The sequence below is a fragment of the Aequorivita sp. CIP111184 genome (assembly GCF_900489465.1).
In the GTDB taxonomy this organism is placed as follows: Bacteria; Bacteroidota; Bacteroidia; order Flavobacteriales; family Flavobacteriaceae; genus Aequorivita.
In genome coordinates this window covers 45,557-62,658 of the sequence record NZ_UEFQ01000015.1, presented here as the reverse complement: position 1 = coordinate 62,658, position 17,102 = coordinate 45,557, and the positions used below count along the sequence as shown (strand labels likewise).

The following is a 17,102-nucleotide window of genomic DNA, read 5'->3' as shown; positions in this document are numbered from 1 at the left end:
CCTTTATTTTTTATTGATTTTAGTAGGAGCATTAGGTAAGAGTTAAGATTTTTAAGATTTCCTCCTATTATATAACACCCTTATCAAACTGGGAAGTGCAAAAAGTAATAACGGAAGGCCAACAACAAACCCTCCGATTACGGCAATTGCTAAAGGTTGCTGCATCTGTGCACCTAGACCAATACCAAGGGCAAGTGGCATCAATGCCAAAATAGCTCCCAAAGCAGTCATTAGTATAGGGCGGAGACGAAGGACGGTTGCATAATTTATGGCTCGATCAATATCTTCATTCTCCAATAGGTTTTGTTTAAATTGGTTAATGGTAAAAATCCCGTTCTCGGCAATGATTCCAACAATCATTATAACGCCCGTATAACTACTTACGTTCAGCGGTATACCGAAAAGAAATAAGGCCAATATACATCCCGAAATTCCCATTACGGAAATAAACAGCAGAATCAGGCCGATTCCCCAATCCTTAAAAAGGAACAGGATCACAGCAAACACAAAAAGCGATGCCATTGCCAGAATAAGCAAAAGTTCATTAAAGGACTGTTGTTGTTCCGCATAGGCACCCCCATAAACGATACTGTAGCCCTTAGGCAGCGCCAGATTTTCTTTAAGTTTTTGCTGGATTTCCGAAACAGCACTACCCAGATCCCGATTATCGAGTCTTGCAGTAAGACCAATGACCGATTTAAGGTCTTCCCTTTTTTGTTCGATCTCTCCAGGAACAACCTCTACTTTACTGAAAAATGATAGCGGCCGGGTAGTTCCATCTGGAAGGAAAATCAATTGTTCCTTAAGTTTTTCTACATCATTTTTATCAAAATCCGTAAACCTGAGCAATATCCTCCGCATTTGTTCCCCATCCTGTAGCTCCCCTATTTGCAAGCCACCCGTCATAGCTGCCTGTGCCGGCGAGGGCGTGGGTTGGTTGGCGGCATTTAGTCCTAAAGGCACTCCGCTCGTGTAGGCCGTAAGTTGTTTTTGAAAATCTGAAAGCGGGATTTTATATTGACTTAATTTTTCCTGATCGGGAACAAAGACCAGCGAGGGCCCCGCCGTGATCAGACCATTATTGATGTCCGCAAGCCCAGAAATTCCTTTCAAAATAGTTTCGGCTTCCTCAGCTTTTTGCTGAAGGATGTTGTAATTATCCCCGAACAATTTTATTTCAATAGGTTCTGAGGTACTCATCAAATCGCCCAAGAGATCGGCGATGCGCTGACCAAAGGATACGGTCATTACAGGTACGGATGCCGTTATTTTTCCCCGTAATTCACCTATGACCTCTTCCGTGGTCTTTGTACGGTCGGTTTTTAGCTGTATCAGGTAATCGCCGTAGTTGGGCGTTACGGTACTGAATGCCATACGCATACCAGTCCTGCGCGAATAGGTGTCCACATTGGGATTGGCTAAAATAATATCTTCCATTTGTCGGTTTAAACGATCTGTTTCCTCCAGGCTGGTGCCTGGTGGGGAAAAATAGTCCAGAACAATGGTGCCTTCGTCCAGGGACGGGAGAAAACCAGTCTCCAGCCTCCCAGACGCCAACCAGGCCGACCCTCCTAAGAGTAAAATAAAAACCACCGTTATGATTGGCTTATCGAAAAACCAGGTAAGCCACCGCAGCTTTTTTATGGATTTTTCCTCATCGTTGTGATGGGGTTTTAAAGATTTCTTGTAACCAATTATCAAATGTAATACCGGAAGCAATAGCCAGGTAACAAGGAATGAACAGACCATAGTGATCTGCATCGTGTCCGAAAGTTCCTTAAAGAAACTCCCGGCCAAACCGCTCATCAGCCCAAATGGGAAATGGATCACGATAGTGGCCAAAGAAGACCCTATCATTGCAGGAAATAGAAAGTGTATGGACTCTTTTACAACTGTAAAACGATCTTTTTCGGGATGATTTTCGTGCGTTCGGTAAATCTGTTCGATAATAACAATGGCATCATCTATAATAAGCCCGATAGAAGCAGCGATCGCACCCAACGACATCACGTTTATCGTAATCCCGAATAGGTAAAGCACCAAGATCGTTAAGGTAACTGTTATAGGAATAGTAAGCATTACGACCAAACTTGCCCGCCACGACCTTAAAAATAAGATCATTACAATGATGGCCAAAAACAGGCCTTCGTAAATGGTCTTGATCACACTATCAATGCTGTCCCCCACAAAAGCACTTTGATTATAATAGGGTTTAAGTTCATAGCCGTCAGGCAAAAGTTTTCTTATTTCCTTGGCCTTTTCATCGGCATTTTTTGCAAAGTCAATAAGGTTGACACCGGGTTGTTTTACCAGATCTATCAAAACCGCCCTTTTCCCATTTGCATTGACCTTAACAAACTCCTTTTGTTCCTGTATCTCTACGGTTGCCAGATCCTTTACTTTTAATATGCGTTGACCATCATTTTTGATGATGATATCCTTTAGTTCTTCAATATCTTTGACCCGGGTATCGGTCAGGGTCAGGTACAAACGGTCATAGTCTGCTACATTGCCGTTCGACATTACAAAATTATTGTTGTTAAATGCGGTAACAAAACTGTTTATAGTAACGCCCACGGCCGACATTTTGGTGGCATCGGGTATGATCACGTACTCTTTTGCCCTGCCACCCCTTACGACAACATTTGAAATACCTTTTACTTGTGAAAAAATAGGCCGCGCCACCAGCTTGGCCTTGTCGCGCAAGGCCACCAAACCGTTCTGCTTACTTTCCAAAGTAAAACCATAAACCGGAAAAAGAGACTGGTTCATAGCCTCAACCGAAAGAGTAAGCCCTTGTGGCAGGTAGTTCTTTATTTCATTGATACGGCTCTCCATCTGTAATTTTGTGGTATAGGTATCAAGCCCCCAGTCAAAGAACACGCTGATCGTTGCACTTCCCCTACTGGTGTTTGATTTTACCACATTTACACCCCTTACCTTTTTGACCGCACTTTCCAAAGGTTTCGTTACGGTAATCATCATACGGTCAACGGGGAGTTGGCCAGCATCGGCAATAATGGTTACACGCGGAAAAAGAACTTCGGGGAAGAGGTTGGTCTGCATTTTGGTATAGGAGAATATACCGGCCATTAAGAAGAGCAACCCAATGAATATAATGGGTTTTGAGAATATTTGAAAGTAGTTTTTCCTTTTCATTTTTCGCATTGAAAGATTTACATTTCTTGTTTACCCGTTATCTTTACAAGAGTCGAATCCTGCATACCGTATGCTCCGGTTGTAATGATGCGATCAGATTCCTTAAAGGAGGGGCTAAGGATTTCTACCTCATTCTGGTTTTTGTTTCCCACCGTCACCGGGACTTTTACCGCTGTACTGTCATTAATAAGTTTCATCACCCAAAAATCCTTCATCATTTCATCGCTTTGAAGGGCAGGTTTTGGAACGATCTGTTTTTGACCCCCCTTGCTTTTGCTAAAAAGTGCCTTCACGATCAAACTATCGGGCAGAAAAGTGGGTTTAACGGGCTTTGCCAGTACTTTTTGGGTTTGAGCGGTGCCGCTCATTCCTGCCAGCGTAGTTGTGATTTCGGCCAATCGGATGGAATCATTTGGGAGGACAATCTTTAATTCTTTACCTTGTTTGATGTAGCTGTTATATTCGTAGGGCACGTTGATCTGGAAAACCATATCTCCACTTTTGGCAATGGTGCATAGTTTTGCCCCTTCCAGCACGTAATCACCGGGTTGCTGCTTATCGAGCGTGGTAACGATGCCGGAAACCTGTGCCCTTACCTTGATCAGCCCAAAACCTACAAGGGAGGAATCCAGTTTTATAGATTCGCCCAAGGCGCGGCGTTCCTTGCTTTCCAATTCATATAAGACCTTTCCTTTGCTGACCCTATCACCCAATCGGATGTTCACTTTTGTAATATAGGAGGGAATGGGCGCGGTCGCGACATTTCTTTTGAGATAGACGGTCGTGGCAAAGAGCTCCAGATTGTCCTCAACCGAACCTTGACGGATATGGGTAACCTCTACGGCAGTTTTTGGGGCAACGGTGGTTTCTTCATCGTTTGAAGCTGTGTCCTTACAAGAGGTAAGGGCCGTAAAGCTCATTAAAATCAAAAATAGTTTCTTCATAAGGGTTTATTTACCAGTTCCAGTAATTATAGGCATTGATCAGTAGCAGGCGGTTTGTTTTTAGAAGGATATAATCCCGTTCCACCATATTCCTGTTTTTTAATGTCGTTATGTAATCAATAATGGAAAGCTGTCCGTAAAGGATTTCCTTTCTAAAATTGGCCAATAGGTTGTCATATTCCTCTAGTTGGGTTTTGGCAATAGCAATCCTATCATCATAGGATTTAAGTTCGTTCAACAACTTGTTTTTTCTTACCTCGTTTTTTTTGAGGAAATTGTCCTTATAAAAGGAAACCGTTTCCAATTGGATGTTCGTTTTGTTTTGAACGATTGATTTTTGGCTTCCGTCAAACAGGTTCCAGGTAAAATTCAGACCGGCACTTACCCCGAAACGATGGGGAATGTTAGGGGCATACGTAGTGTTCAGCCCGGCATCTGCGACAAAATTGAGCTGTGGCTTGTATTTGGACTCGAACACCTCCTGATTGGCGAGTAGGTTTAGGCTGTCCAGTCGATACTTCTGCAGAAAGGCTTTGTTGGTGTCGCGAGGCGGAATGCTCAGGTCAATAGTTTCCACTTCTACCAATGTGGTATCCTTAATTCCTGAAAGGATATTTAAGTCCAAAAGATCCCTTCTGTAATCTGCCCTAAAGGTAGTGATTAAGCCTTCGTAATTTTTTTGTTCTATATTAATAAGGGATAGGTCAGAGGGTTTCAACAACGCATTATCGACCAATTTTTTAACCAGATTATTTTGATTTTCGATCAGTTTTAGCATAGAATTGACAAAGGCGATCTGGTTTTTATCTTTAAGGCAGAGGATGTACTGGTCGGTAACCAATTTTTCCAGATCGTGAATATTGAGTTGTGCCGTATTGCGGTTGACCTCCGCAACAATCTCTGCTTGTCTTTTAAAAGCTTTTCCGCCATTGAACAAAGGTTGCGTTAAGGTGGCGAGGCCCTGGTAAAGCCCTCCATTAGTACTTGAGAGATCGTACCCATAATAATCGCTTGAACCGTTTGAATTTGCTTCAAAACGGGTTTTACCATTTTCTGTTGATATGATAGGGGCAAAAAGATAATTCCCGTTCAGGTCGATTTTTGGTCTATTATAAACTGCTGCAAGCCGCTCCGCTTCGAGTTCGCTCACTTTGGCCTTATTATTATTATCATTGGCCAGAGGGCTGTTGACCCTCGCTGTTTCCAGATAATAATCAAGCGTTTTCTGTGCCTGAAGCTGACTAGCTATCAATAGGAAAAATAGTACAATAGGAAATTTATTCATATAATTTGTAATGGGATTTTATAGAGAAAGGAGTAAGCCTTTGATCAATCGAGCTCTTCTTTTACGAACTTACCATTGTGGTCAAATATGAGCTCCATTCCGGTAATTTGGATTTCTTAGGTTATAGCACCGTCCGGTTTTGCGTCTTTTTCAAAGTGATCAGGAATTTCACCGGAATAGTGGGTCTTTATATACTCTTGGATTATTTTTGGGTTTGCCAACTGGTTTTCCTTAATGACCAGTTCGGTTTCCGTAACCTTACCATTTGGGTCGAGGGAAACCGCCCCTTTTTCATTGCTATCCTTATACTTGGCCTCCCAAATTGGGGGTTCATCGTTCCATTTGGTAATGGTGGCATTCGGATGTAACTTGAAGAACGCTTCTTTTATTTTTTCAGGAGCTTCCCTATTCTTCTTATTTTGGCAGGATATACCGATCAGTAAAAAGAGACTGAGGGTAAGGGCAAAATATCTCATCGTTTTATCTTTAAGCAACAAATATGAGATTCAATTTTAAAGAAAATTTGAATTTTAGAACCTTATCGTAAAATTATGTTCATTTTTTAGATAGCTATAACTGATTATAAAACCATTCAAATCGGCGATTTTTTTAGAAATTGCCAATCCAAGCCCTGAGCTTTCCGCACGTTCCGTACTTCTGGAAAACCGTTTAAAAAGTTTTTCAGCTTCAAGGGCTTCCGTTTTTCCTGAGTTGGCAACGACTAATTGATCTTTGGTCAAAGAAATAGTGATGCGTCCAAATTTTACATTGTGCCGAATGGCATTTAGGAAAAGGTTATTCAACATTATTTCAAACATTCCCTTATTGGTTTGGATAGTTATATCGTAGTCAAAATGTATGTCGATGGTCAATTTTTTTTCCTCGGCCTGTTCTCTAAAATAGGGAAGTACATCCTGAATAATACTTACCAATTGGAGCTTTTCATTCTGCGAAAATTGGTCGTGCTCCAATTGGGCCAATAGGAGCAGGTTTTTGTTTATTCTGTAAAGCCTAGAGATCGCATCGTACATATGTTGTAGAATATGGGCCTGTTCTTCAGTCAGATCCTTGTTTTGCAGAAAAAGATCCAGTTTGGACTGTATGACCGCCAAAGGGGTCTGCAATTCGTGGGAGGCATTTTGTGTAAATTCCTTTTCACGCTCAAAAGCTTTGAGGTTTTGGCCGATGAGTTTATTCAAACTGTTGTTCAACCTATCAAATTCCAAGGTATTCGTTGTTGGGAAATCAGGTTGTCCCCCTTTTTCCAAATTAAATTTGGCGATGTATTCCAGCGTTTGGTTGAAGGGTTTCCATAGTCTATCGGATATAAGTTTGGTTAACAAAACAAAACCTAATAAAAGAATTACGACAATACTGCCGTCAATAAACAAGATCGACTGGATTAGGTCTTCGGATTCAACAAGGTTGATACGGATCATCAGGTTGGCCCTATGCCCATCTACCGTAATCTCCCTGTATAGTACCCGGTACGGTTCAAATTCATCGGCAAATTTATCGTAGAAGACTTGCTGGATGATCTTACCTTTTTCAACGTTTACCGTATCGGGCAATATCTTGATATCGCGACTAAAGGCGTTCCACTTTTGTAGATCTTTATCTTCCAGCTTGGTGTAAGTGCCATCAGTTAAAAACTCTTTCTGTCTAAGCAAAATAGCTTCGTCAACATCGTCCAGATACAATTTTTGCGTTATCCAAAAAAATAACGGAGTCGCAAGACCCAGCATCAATATGGCAAAAAGAGAATAATAGATCAGACTTTTGGTAGCAAGTTTCCTCATAGTTCCCATTTATAACCCATTCCATAGATGCTTTTTATATAATCCTCACCACCAGCACGGGAAAGCTTTTTTTTTAGATTATTTATATGTGTATAAACAAAATCGTGATTGTCCAGCATATCGGCCATATCCCCAGATAAATGCTCTGCGATCGATCCTTTTGAAATGACCCTATTTTTGTTACCGATAAGGAAAAGCAAAAGCTGGTACTCCTTTTTAGTGATTTTTATGGACTTTTTATCTACGAGTACTGACTTGGACATTAAGTTTATTTGTAATTCATTATACTGAAGAATGTTTGTATTTTCAAAATTTTTTCTGCGCATTAATGAATAAATACGTGCGCTGAGTTCCGAAAGATGGAAAGGCTTGGACAGGTAGTCATCTGCCCCAAGCTGCAAGCCTTTTATCTTGTCCTCGACCCGGTCTTTGGCGGAAATAATAATAACCCCCTCATTTTTATTTTCTCTTCTGAACGCTTCAAGGAGTTCAAGGCCATTTCCTCCCGGTAGCATTAAATCCAGAAGGATACAGTCGTATTTGTAATCAAATATTTTAGAAAGGCCTTCTGAATAAGAGGTTATATTTTCGCACAGATACCCTTCTTTGCTCAAATAAGCGGTAATACTTTCTGCAAGGGCTATTTCGTCTTCGATTATCAAAATTTTCATCCTGCAAAGTTAGCAGAGAAATTTGATTTTTTAACTATTTGATCGCAATAGGGGTTGTTTTGACGTAAATCAATTTAATGATTTTTTTGAAGAACATACTATTTTTGATAATAGATTTATAGACAAAATTATGAAAGCTATTTCAACCATTCTGTTACTGATCCTATCCAATACATTTATGACCTTTGCCTGGTACGGGCATCTGAAATTTAGTGAATGGAAGGGCTTCTCCAAGTTCGGTCTTGTCGCGATAATCCTGATCAGTTGGGGTGTTGCCCTTTTTGAATACTGTTTTCAGGTTCCTGCCAACCGTATCGGCTTTGATGAAAATGGCGGGCCTTTTTCTTTGATGCGGTTAAAGGTTATTCAGGAAGTGATTACGCTCACAGTCTTTGTGGTTTTTTCACTTATCTTCTTCAAAACGAAACTTTAAAGATCAATCATTTGATCGGGTTTGGCTTTTTGATCCTAGCCGTCTATTTTATTTTCAAAAAATAAAAAACCACTTTAAGCATAAAGGATTCAAAGAAGAATCAAGCTTAAAAACATAATCTTTTACTCAAAAAAATAAAAATGAATAGTGATTGTGAATAATAATCTTATTTTTGCACACTTAACATATCAAAGGCGATGGAGTTCGCCAATAACCGCGTAAAAAGCTAATGACTCCTACTCAATTTAATCTAAAACGGTTATGGGTAGGATTTTTTTATTGGTGGGCACTGGTGGTTTTTCGGGAAGTATTGCAAGATACCTCAGTGCAATAGGGTTGACCAAACACTTCCTGTCCGCGTTCCCGTATGGAACTTTCGCCGCGAATATATTGGGCTGCCTGTTGATCGGGGTCGTTTTTGGACTGGGGCAACGCTTTGAATGGTTGACCCCTGAACTGCGCCTTTTTCTAGCAACCGGCTTCTGCGGTGGCTTCACAACATTTTCATCCTTCACTTTAGAAAATACAATCTTACTTCAGAATTCCAACTACTTCACTTTTGCCATCTACGCCATAAGTAGTTTTTCAGTTGGATTATTGGCGGTTTTTGGTGGAATAACTGTAACAAAAATATGATTATGAAAAATTTTAATCCTTGGCATAATGTGCCTATCGGAAACGAACAGCCTGAAGTGGTTCAGGCGATTATTGAAATACCCAAAGGGAGCAAGGCAAAATATGAACTGGACAAGGAAACGGGAATGCTCCGGCTGGATCGCGTATTGTTTTCCTCGGTCAATTATCCTGAAAATTATGGTTTTATTCCCCAAACCTTGGGCGAGGATCACGATCCGCTTGATATTCTGGTGCTGTCTCAAATCGAGGTGCAGAGCCCCTTTGTATCATAGAGGCCAAAGTAATCGGGGTAATGCGGATGATAGACAATAACGAAGCCGACGATAAGATAATCGCGGTCGCCCAAAATGATATGAGCGTCAATCACATCAACGATGTTTCTGAACTTCCAGCTCACTTCATCCTGCAATTGCAAAACTTCTTTGAGGATTATAAAAAACTGGAAAACAAAGAAGTAAAAGTAAACGAGTTTCAAGATGTCGAAACCGCCATCCAGATTATTAAAAAAGCCATTACTGATTATCAAAATGAATTTAAAAACCAAAATTAACTTATGAAATTAACAGCAATTATTATCGGAAGCCTATTTTCGCTTTCACTTTGTGCACAAACCACCAAAGCTCAAAATAAGCAAGAGACAAACAAAAAGCCTAAATTAGTAGTGGGCATTGTTGTTGACCAAATGCGGTACGATTACCTTTCAAAATATTACGATAAATTTTCGGACAAGGGTTTTAAAAAACTCATTAGCGAAGGTTTCAATTGCAAAAATACCCATTACAATTATGCGCCCACCTATACCGGCCCAGGACACGCCTCTGTGTATACGGGAACGACACCAGCATTTAACGGTATTGTTGCAAACGACTGGTTTGTCAGGGAAACGGATAAAACTACCTACGTAACAGATGATCCAACAGTTGAAACGGTGGGAAGCAATTCAGAAAAGGCGGGAAAAATGTCCCCTCGAAATCTTCTATCCTCAACAATTGGTGACGAAATGAGGTTGTATTCAAATATGAAATCAAAAGTGATATCCGTTTCCCAAAAAGACAGGGCAGCGATTTTACCGGGAGGTCATTTATCCAATGGTTCATATTGGTTGGACACCGATACGGGCAACTTTATTACTTCTACCTATTACGAAAACAGATTGCCAAAATGGGTAAGTAATTTTAACGCACAACATCTTGCGCAAAAGTATTTATCCAAATCTTGGAAAACACTTTTGCCCATTGATCAATATACCGAAAGCGCCGCTGATGATAATCCCTACGAGGGACTTTATAAGGGCGAGGATAAACCTGTTTTCCCGCATAACCTGCCCAAAATGTATGATAAAAACGATTATGGCGTGATACGTTATACCCCTTTTGGGAATACACTGACCAAAGACCTGGCGTTAGCGGCCTTAAAAGGTGAGAACTTGGGAAAAGGTAATTATACTGATTTCTTGGCCATAAGCTTTTCTTCTACAGATTATGTAGGTCACAAAATGGGGCCGCAGTCGGTTGAAGTTGAAGACACATACCTTCGGTTGGATCGCGACCTTGGAGAAATCATTAGCTATTTGGAAAATGAATATGGAAAGGATGGATTTTTACTTTTTTTAACTGCCGACCACGCCGCAGCTTATGTTCCTTCGCAAATGATGGATTTAAAAATGAACGCAGGCTACTTTAATTATAAAGATTTTTCAGATGATTTAAACGACCACTTAGAAAAAAAATACGATGAAACCCAATTGGTTTCATCCGTAATTAATGGCCAGATTTACCTTGACCACAAAAAGTTAAGGGATAAAAATATCGACCTTAAAAGCATTGAAAACTATATCGCCTCTTTTGCACTTCAGTTTGAAGGCATTGCGAATGCCTATACCTCATTTCAGCTAAATGGCGCCATATTGAAAAATAAATCGGCGCAATTGATTCAAAATGGATTTTACCCTAAACGTTCAGGGGATGTTGCTTTATTGCTGGAACCCCAATGGTTGGACGACTATTCCCATACAGGAACTTCACACGGCAGTACTTACAATTATGATACCCACGTTCCCCTTTTATGGTATGGCTGGAACATTAAAAAAGGAAATACCGCGGCATCAGTTCAAATTACCGATATAGCACCAACAATCGCATCGTTTTTAAATATTATGGAACCCAGTGCGTGTACGGGAAAGCCAATTATGGCGATTACCAAATAAACGAATACTAATAAAAATGAATGGGAATATAAACTTTATTGTAGGTATTCTACTTTTTCTTTTTGCCTGCGCCATTGCACAAAACCTGGATATTGAGGTGCTTAAAGAAATCTACCTTAATAGGAATCAATCTTTGGATGAAACCTTCAGGGTTATTACAAATTTGGCATATCCAATAGTATTTAGTGTTCCTGTTTTTTTATTGGTAAAGGGATTGGCTAAAAAGGAGGTAGCAGCAATTCAAAATATACTGTATGTCATTATTTCAATTTTTTTGGCAGCCGTTATTGCTGCGGCCTTTAAATATGGCATCGACCGGCCAAGGCCATTCGTTACCTATGATTATTTACAAAACGTCAAAGAAAGTATAAGCCCTTCATTTCCCTCTGGGCATACTACTTTAACGTTTGCGTTGGTTGCTTCCCTTGCAAAAATATATGGCAAACGGTTTTTAACCCTGCTTTTATATATTTGGTCAACACTTGTAGCCTATTCCCGACTGCATTTAGGGCTTCATTATCCAAGTGATGTTTTGTTCGGAATGATTATCGGTATTACATCAGCTTTTCTTTGTCATAAAATGAGGCTATACATCGTTAAAAAATAAATTTTTTCTAAAATCTAATTCAAATTTTCATCAAATATGATAGAAAAATTAAACAATATAGACACAAAGCTTTTCCTTTACCTCAATGGTCAGCATAATGCATTTTTTGACCCTATAATGTACTGGGCAAGCGATAAGTTATTTTGGGTCCCATTTTATGTGCTTCTTGCAATACTTTTGGTTTGGCATTATAAAAAGCAGAGCATCCCGATTTTCATTTCCATTGGGCTGCTCATTACATTGGCCGACCAAATAGCCTCACACCTTATAAAACATACCGTTAAACGCTTGCGCCCTTCTCACGAACCTTCGCTTCAAGGATTAATTCATTTGAGTGAAGCTGGACCGGGCGGACAGTATGGATTTGTTTCTTCTCACGCGGCCAACGCTTTTGCCCTTGCTTCATTTTTGTTTTTCATTTTACCGAAAAAATTCAACTGGTTGAAATGGATATTGGGTTTTTGGGCGCTTCTCGTTACCTACAGCCGGATTTATAATGGAGTTCATTATCCCGGCGATGTGATAGTAGCTGCATTTATAGGGATTGTTTTAGGGTTTCTGATAAGTAAGTTATTAATGTTCTATAGAAAAAAGTTACAAGATAAAAGTAAATAACACTTCGAAGTATTTTATTTCAGAATCAAAAAGTAAAACCATTAGTTAAGTTAGTATGAAATTGAAAAAAATTAGAAATTTTCTTACCTCAATAGAGCAAATACCTTCCTTACTTTATCTACTAAAGTGGATTTTAATTTGTGGATTAATCGGTGCCATTGCCGGAAGTATCTCTGCATTTTTTCTTTTGAGCTTGGAATGGGCAACCGCTTGGCGGGAATCCCATTTATGGATTATCGCTTTACTGCCCGTTGGCGGTTTTATAATTGGACTCTCTTACCATTTATATGGAAGTAGTGTGGTAAAGGGAAATAATCTTTTGCTCGAAGAATTCCATTCCCCTAAAAAAACAATTCCTTTCCGTATGGCTCCATTGGTGCTTTTCGGGACTGTGCTGACCCATTTATTTGGCGGTTCAGCGGGTCGTGAAGGTACTGCGGTACAAGTTGGCGGGGCCGTTGCAGATAGATTTACCAAACTGTTCAAGCTCTCGAAGCGCAATCGTCAAATTGTATTGATTGCAGGTATAAGTGCCGGATTTGCTTCGGTTTTTGGAACACCTTTGGCTGGAGGAATTTTTGCCCTCGAAGTTTTGGTATTAGGTAGAATACGGTTAGATGCGATTATCCCGAGTTTTATGGCTGCGGTATTTGCAGACTATTTTTGTAGAATTTGGGGTATCTCCCATACCCAATACCATATAAGCGAAGTGGCCAATATGAATCCCGCAAATCTTTTATGGGCCTTATTGGCGGGGATTATTTTTGGGCTGGTGGGAATGTTGTTTTCCAAATCAACACATTTTTGGGGCAGTTTGTTTAAAAAACATATAAACTATCCGCCTTTCCGACCAGTAATTGGAGGGGTTGTTTTAGCAGTTGCTATCTATTTTATGGGAACTACCAAATACATCGGGTTGGGCATCCCAACTATTGTAGATTCTTTCAATATCCAATTAAATTCTTATGACTTTTTATTAAAACTTTTGTTCACCTCATTTACCCTCGGGGCAGGCTTTAAGGGAGGGGAAGTTACCCCTCTGTTTTACATTGGGGCAACCTTGGGAAATGTCTTGATTTGGTTTATACCCTTGCCAATGGGTTTATTGGCGGGGATGGGTTTTGTGGCCGTCTTCGCAGGGGCGACCAATACACCTATCGCCTGTACGGTTATGGGAATTGAACTGTTCGGGATCGAATCAGGGGTGTTTATTGCATTGGCTTGTAGTACGGCATATTTGTTTTCAGGTCATTCAGGAGTCTATTCTTCCCAAATTATAGGAAGCCCAAAACACCCAGTCTATACTCGTGAAAAGGGACTTCAGTTAGCAGATATTAAAAATAGAAGAAATAAAAACCATAATAAATGAAAAATCATATAACTATTAGGATTTACTTTGAATACGGTCAAAAAATAAAAAACCTTTCTTTTTGGAACAGGTTGAAAGCAGGCGATTTTGCTTCCGAACTGATAAAAAAAGCCAAAGCTTTCGACTTGGCCCAAGCACTCAACTTTAACGTGAGCAAGGGCTATTTTGAAAAAGGAAAAATCCATTGGGGTGTAAGTGAAACAAGACATTTTAAACATCCCCACGTCGTGGAATTAACCGATACAGAAGAAAGAATCAATAATTTTTTGCAACATCAAAAAGAATTACTTGAAGAAACAAAAATAGTATTGGTAAAAAGTGAGATCGAACTGAAAAATTAAAAGATAATTCACAAATTGAATGTTTAAAAATATAACCCGATTAGTCTGGATACTTTCTTTGGTAAGTATGTTTGCGGATATCGCAAGCGAAATGCTGTATCCCATTATTCCGGTTTATCTGCAAAACATCGGTTTTTCAATATTTTTGATAGGAGTGCTCGAAGGGCTTGCGGAAGCTACCGCAGGGTTGAGCAAAGGTTATTTTGGCAATTGCAGCGATAGGCTGGGCAAGCGGATGCCTTTTGTACGGATGGGCTATTTTTTAAGCGCACTTGCCAAACCGATGATGGCCATTTTCACATTTCCGGTATGGATATTCTTATCACGGACTACCGATCGTCTGGGGAAAGGTTTTCGTACCGCCCCAAGGGATGCGCTACTTTCGGGAGAGGCTACATTGGAAACCAAAGGACAGGTATTCAGTTTTCATAGAGGTTGGGACACCCTGGGCGCGGTATTTGGTCCAGCACTTGCTCTATTATTTTTATATTTTTATCCTGGGCAATTACGTTGGCTTTTTTATATCGCTTTTGTTCCAGGGATTATCTCGGTAGGTATTACCTACTTTATCAAAGAAAAACCATTAATTGCCAAAACGGAAAAAAAGTCACCGGGTTTTTTTTCTTTCTTCAACTATTGGAAAGTTGCACCGCCCACCTACAAAAAGTTGATTATCGGGCTTATCGCGTTTGCCCTTTTCAACAGTTCGGATATGCTGTTATTGCTAAAAGTAAATGAAGCAACGGGAAGCGAGAACAATGTGCTCACGGTCTATATCTTTTATAACCTGATCTATGCACTTGCCGCATTTCCTTTGGGCATATTGGCAGACCGTATCGGTATAAAGAAAATATTCCTTTTCGGTTTGATTCTTTTTTCCGGCATTTACTTCGGAATGGCAGAGGCCAGCACCAATTCGCTTTTTTATGTGCTTTTTGGAATTTACGGAATTTATATGGCAGCTACCGAGGGCATTTCGAAAGCGTGGGTGGCAAGTCTGGTCAAAAACGAAGAAGTGGGTACAGCAATGGGGCTTTTTGTCGCCTTGCAGAGCATCGCCCTGATGATCGCTAGTGCGTTCGCAGGATTGTTATGGACATTTTACGGGGCATCGGTCACCTTTTTGCTTACCGCAATAATGAGTATCTTAGTATTTCTGTTTATGTTATTTTTCGTTCCCAAAACCAAAAGTCAAATGAAGCATTAATAATGACTCGTAAATGCAAAAATTAAGGGATATGGCCTACAAGAAAATTTTAATCGCCGTCGATAGTAGTGAATATTCAATGAAAGCCGCCAAAAAAGGCTTAGAGCTCATACATCAATTGAGCGTTAAAGCTGCTCTGCTTTTTGTAATTGAAAATTCCAAGGCCTTGGGCAATATAGATGCCGGAATTACCCACGAACAAGCCTCGATCGTACTAAAGAAAGAAGCAGAGCAGCTTTAATCGAGCACTCCGCTTTTACATTTTCAGGGATTAGCCTTACGGCGAAATAAATACCAATTGGTAATAGAATTAGATCATCGAGATATCCAATTATCGGAATGAAATCAGGAATCAGGTCGATGGGGCTTAGCGCATAAGCAATTATGACAAAAATCAGCACTTTAGCGTACCAAGGTGTTCTTCTGTCTTTGTAGGCCAAATGCAACATAATTAATTGCTGCTTTAGTTTTTTTGCCCAGGTTTTTAATTTTTTCATCTAAATAAGACATTTGGTCTGTCAGATTTTTTTTTCTATGTATTGCCGTAAATAAACGTCTCTAAAAGTTTATAACACTATCCAACGCATCATCAGTATCTTTATGAATAAAGTTAGCTTGGTAACGTATGGTTGTAGTTACTGAAGAATGGCGATATAGTTTTTGCAACATCTGAATCGGGATTTTATCCCCAGAAATATTTCCGAAACTATGTCTTGCAATGTGCATACTGATGTTTTTCTTTATACCTAATTGCTTTACAGCAATCTTTAATCTTCTATTTAGATTTCGGGTAATAGATTGTGTCCTTTTTGAAACTTCTTCTGTGTCATTAAGGTCTATATGTTTTAGTTGAGGAAACACCAAACCATTGCTTTCTGAATCATCCTTATAATTATCAAAAATTTCAATAGCCTTATCGGGTACTTTGAGTGAAACCAATTTGCTGTTTTTGTTCATACGATAAAGTAATCTACCATCGTTAAAATCCGCCCACTTCAACTGAAGGACATCACCAACTCGAATACCAGCAAAATAAAAACTGATAAGCCATATATGGATTGCCTTTTGTTGGGCTTCTGTAATATCTTTGGCATTTTCAAACTTTTGTATTTCATTAGCTGTAAAGCCAATTTTTTGAGATTCAGGAATTCTAATGGTCATTTTACCTTTGCCAAAAGGATATAGTCCTCTGTCCGTGATAGATTCTGCAATAGCAAGATTATAGATTGTTCTGATTAAAATAAGGTAGTTTACAACCGTTCTTGGAGAAAGCTTTTTGCTGTGCAATAAATAGGTTTCAAATTTCTTAAGTAAGGCAACATTTAATTTATTGAAAGGAAGCACATCCTTACCTAAAAATTCCTTGAACTTTTTTAAACGGCCAAACTCAGTATCATATTGATGATGTTTGTTTCTGTTTTTAAGATTTTGAAGATGCATATTAGCAACAATAAAGAAATCGAATCCCTTCTTTTCTACTATCTTATTCCTAATTTCTGCTACTGATTCATACTCTGGTTTCATTTCAGATTTCAAAACCTTATCATTAGCTTCTGCAACTTTGCTGACAATAAAATTGTTAAGCACCTTTGAGTTAGGATGGGACTTCCGCACGTTACGATTTTTTTCGTCCCAAAATTTTTCATCTATATATTGTCCCGTATTTAGGAAAGAACTTTTGCGGTCTTTAGTTATCCGTATGGCAATAGGGAATCGACCAGCTTTATTCTTTTTTTTTCTCAAAACTACTCTTACCGTTGCCATATTAAAATTATTAGATTATAAAGATAATCATTTTAGGTACAACATAGGTACAACATTTGCTAGTTT

At 39.4% G+C, this 17,102-nt stretch carries 18 protein-coding genes, 1 pseudogene and 1 riboswitch; of the genes and pseudogenes, 11 read left to right on the top strand and 8 right to left on the bottom strand.

Translation table 11 applies throughout. The features are described from left to right. Positions 1-51: 51 nt before the first annotated feature. The 6 genes from AEQU1_RS04650 to AEQU1_RS04625 form a co-directional block, all read right to left on the bottom strand. Positions 52-3,159: an efflux RND transporter permease subunit gene (locus tag AEQU1_RS04650; RefSeq protein ID WP_258455130.1), complete on the bottom strand. Its 3,108-nt coding sequence runs from the start codon at positions 3,157-3,159 to the stop codon at positions 52-54. A 17-nt stretch (positions 3,160-3,176) separates the two neighbouring features. Further along, positions 3,177-4,103: an efflux RND transporter periplasmic adaptor subunit gene (locus AEQU1_RS04645; RefSeq protein WP_111879191.1), complete on the bottom strand. Its 927-nt coding sequence runs from the start codon at positions 4,101-4,103 to the stop codon at positions 3,177-3,179. A gap of 10 nt (positions 4,104-4,113) precedes the next feature. Next, a complete protein-coding gene (locus tag AEQU1_RS04640; protein WP_111879189.1) occupies positions 4,114-5,388 on the bottom strand; it encodes a TolC family protein in 1,275 nt (424 codons plus the stop codon). 116 nt (positions 5,389-5,504) lie between these two features. Further along, positions 5,505-5,864, bottom strand: a complete 360-nt coding sequence (locus AEQU1_RS04635; RefSeq protein WP_146743713.1) for a hypothetical protein — start codon at positions 5,862-5,864, stop codon at positions 5,505-5,507. A gap of 54 nt (positions 5,865-5,918) precedes the next feature. After that, on the bottom strand, positions 5,919-7,187 hold the full coding sequence (locus AEQU1_RS04630; RefSeq protein ID WP_181566712.1) for a HAMP domain-containing sensor histidine kinase: 1,269 nt from the start codon (positions 7,185-7,187) through the stop codon (positions 5,919-5,921). Next, complete coding sequence (locus tag AEQU1_RS04625; protein WP_111879184.1) at positions 7,184-7,858, bottom strand: response regulator transcription factor; 675 nt, start codon at positions 7,856-7,858, stop codon at positions 7,184-7,186. Before AEQU1_RS04625 ends, AEQU1_RS04630 begins: the two co-directional genes overlap by 4 nt. A gap of 130 nt (positions 7,859-7,988) precedes the next feature. Here AEQU1_RS04625 and AEQU1_RS04620 point away from each other — a divergent pair, with 130 nt between their 5' ends. From AEQU1_RS04620 to AEQU1_RS04575, 11 genes are all read left to right on the top strand, one after another. Further along, on the top strand, positions 7,989-8,291 hold the full coding sequence (locus AEQU1_RS04620) for a DMT family protein (protein WP_258455129.1): 303 nt from the start codon (positions 7,989-7,991) through the stop codon (positions 8,289-8,291). 184 nt (positions 8,292-8,475) lie between these two features. Beyond that, positions 8,476-8,537, top strand: a riboswitch (Fluoride riboswitch). 15 nt (positions 8,538-8,552) lie between these two features. Beyond that, positions 8,553-8,927: a fluoride efflux transporter CrcB gene (crcB, locus tag AEQU1_RS04615; protein ID WP_111879183.1), complete on the top strand. Its 375-nt coding sequence runs from the start codon at positions 8,553-8,555 to the stop codon at positions 8,925-8,927. A 2-nt stretch (positions 8,928-8,929) separates the two neighbouring features. Continuing rightward, positions 8,930-9,199 carry an inorganic diphosphatase gene (locus AEQU1_RS16275; RefSeq protein ID WP_258455128.1) on the top strand — a complete coding sequence of 90 codons (270 nt, stop codon included), beginning with the start codon at positions 8,930-8,932 and terminating at the stop codon, positions 9,197-9,199. A 20-nt stretch (positions 9,200-9,219) separates the two neighbouring features. Next, the gene (locus tag AEQU1_RS16270; RefSeq protein WP_258455127.1) at positions 9,220-9,477 is read left to right on the top strand and encodes an inorganic diphosphatase; all 258 of its coding nucleotides are present in this window, start codon (positions 9,220-9,222) and stop codon (positions 9,475-9,477) included. 3 nt (positions 9,478-9,480) lie between these two features. Beyond that, entirely contained in the window at positions 9,481-11,133 is a 1,653-nt protein-coding gene (gene pafA / locus AEQU1_RS04605) for an alkaline phosphatase PafA (protein WP_111879181.1), read from the top strand. A gap of 16 nt (positions 11,134-11,149) precedes the next feature. Next, positions 11,150-11,740 carry a phosphatase PAP2 family protein gene (locus AEQU1_RS04600; protein WP_111879180.1) on the top strand — a complete coding sequence of 197 codons (591 nt, stop codon included), beginning with the start codon at positions 11,150-11,152 and terminating at the stop codon, positions 11,738-11,740. 36 nt (positions 11,741-11,776) lie between these two features. Further along, positions 11,777-12,355 carry a phosphatase PAP2 family protein gene (locus AEQU1_RS04595; protein ID WP_111879178.1) on the top strand — a complete coding sequence of 193 codons (579 nt, stop codon included), beginning with the start codon at positions 11,777-11,779 and terminating at the stop codon, positions 12,353-12,355. 55 nt (positions 12,356-12,410) lie between these two features. Next, positions 12,411-13,724: a voltage-gated chloride channel family protein gene (locus tag AEQU1_RS04590; protein ID WP_111879177.1), complete on the top strand. Its 1,314-nt coding sequence runs from the start codon at positions 12,411-12,413 to the stop codon at positions 13,722-13,724. Then, positions 13,721-14,065: a DUF190 domain-containing protein gene (locus AEQU1_RS04585; protein WP_111879175.1), complete on the top strand. Its 345-nt coding sequence runs from the start codon at positions 13,721-13,723 to the stop codon at positions 14,063-14,065. The genes AEQU1_RS04590 and AEQU1_RS04585 overlap by 4 nt, the downstream gene beginning before the upstream one ends. 19 nt (positions 14,066-14,084) lie before the next feature. Continuing rightward, complete coding sequence (locus AEQU1_RS04580) at positions 14,085-15,272, top strand: MFS transporter (protein ID WP_111879174.1); 1,188 nt, start codon at positions 14,085-14,087, stop codon at positions 15,270-15,272. A 31-nt stretch (positions 15,273-15,303) separates the two neighbouring features. Then, positions 15,304-15,513, top strand: a complete 210-nt coding sequence (locus AEQU1_RS04575) for a universal stress protein (protein WP_258455125.1) — start codon at positions 15,304-15,306, stop codon at positions 15,511-15,513. A 7-nt stretch (positions 15,514-15,520) separates the two neighbouring features. Here the strand turns inward: AEQU1_RS04575 and AEQU1_RS04570 are convergent. Both AEQU1_RS04570 and AEQU1_RS04565 read right to left on the bottom strand, forming a co-directional pair. Continuing rightward, positions 15,521-15,712, bottom strand: a pseudogene (locus AEQU1_RS04570) (YkvA family protein); the annotation flags it as partial. A 118-nt stretch (positions 15,713-15,830) separates the two neighbouring features. Continuing rightward, positions 15,831-17,036: a site-specific integrase gene (locus AEQU1_RS04565; protein ID WP_111879171.1), complete on the bottom strand. Its 1,206-nt coding sequence runs from the start codon at positions 17,034-17,036 to the stop codon at positions 15,831-15,833. Positions 17,037-17,102 lie beyond the last annotated feature (66 nt).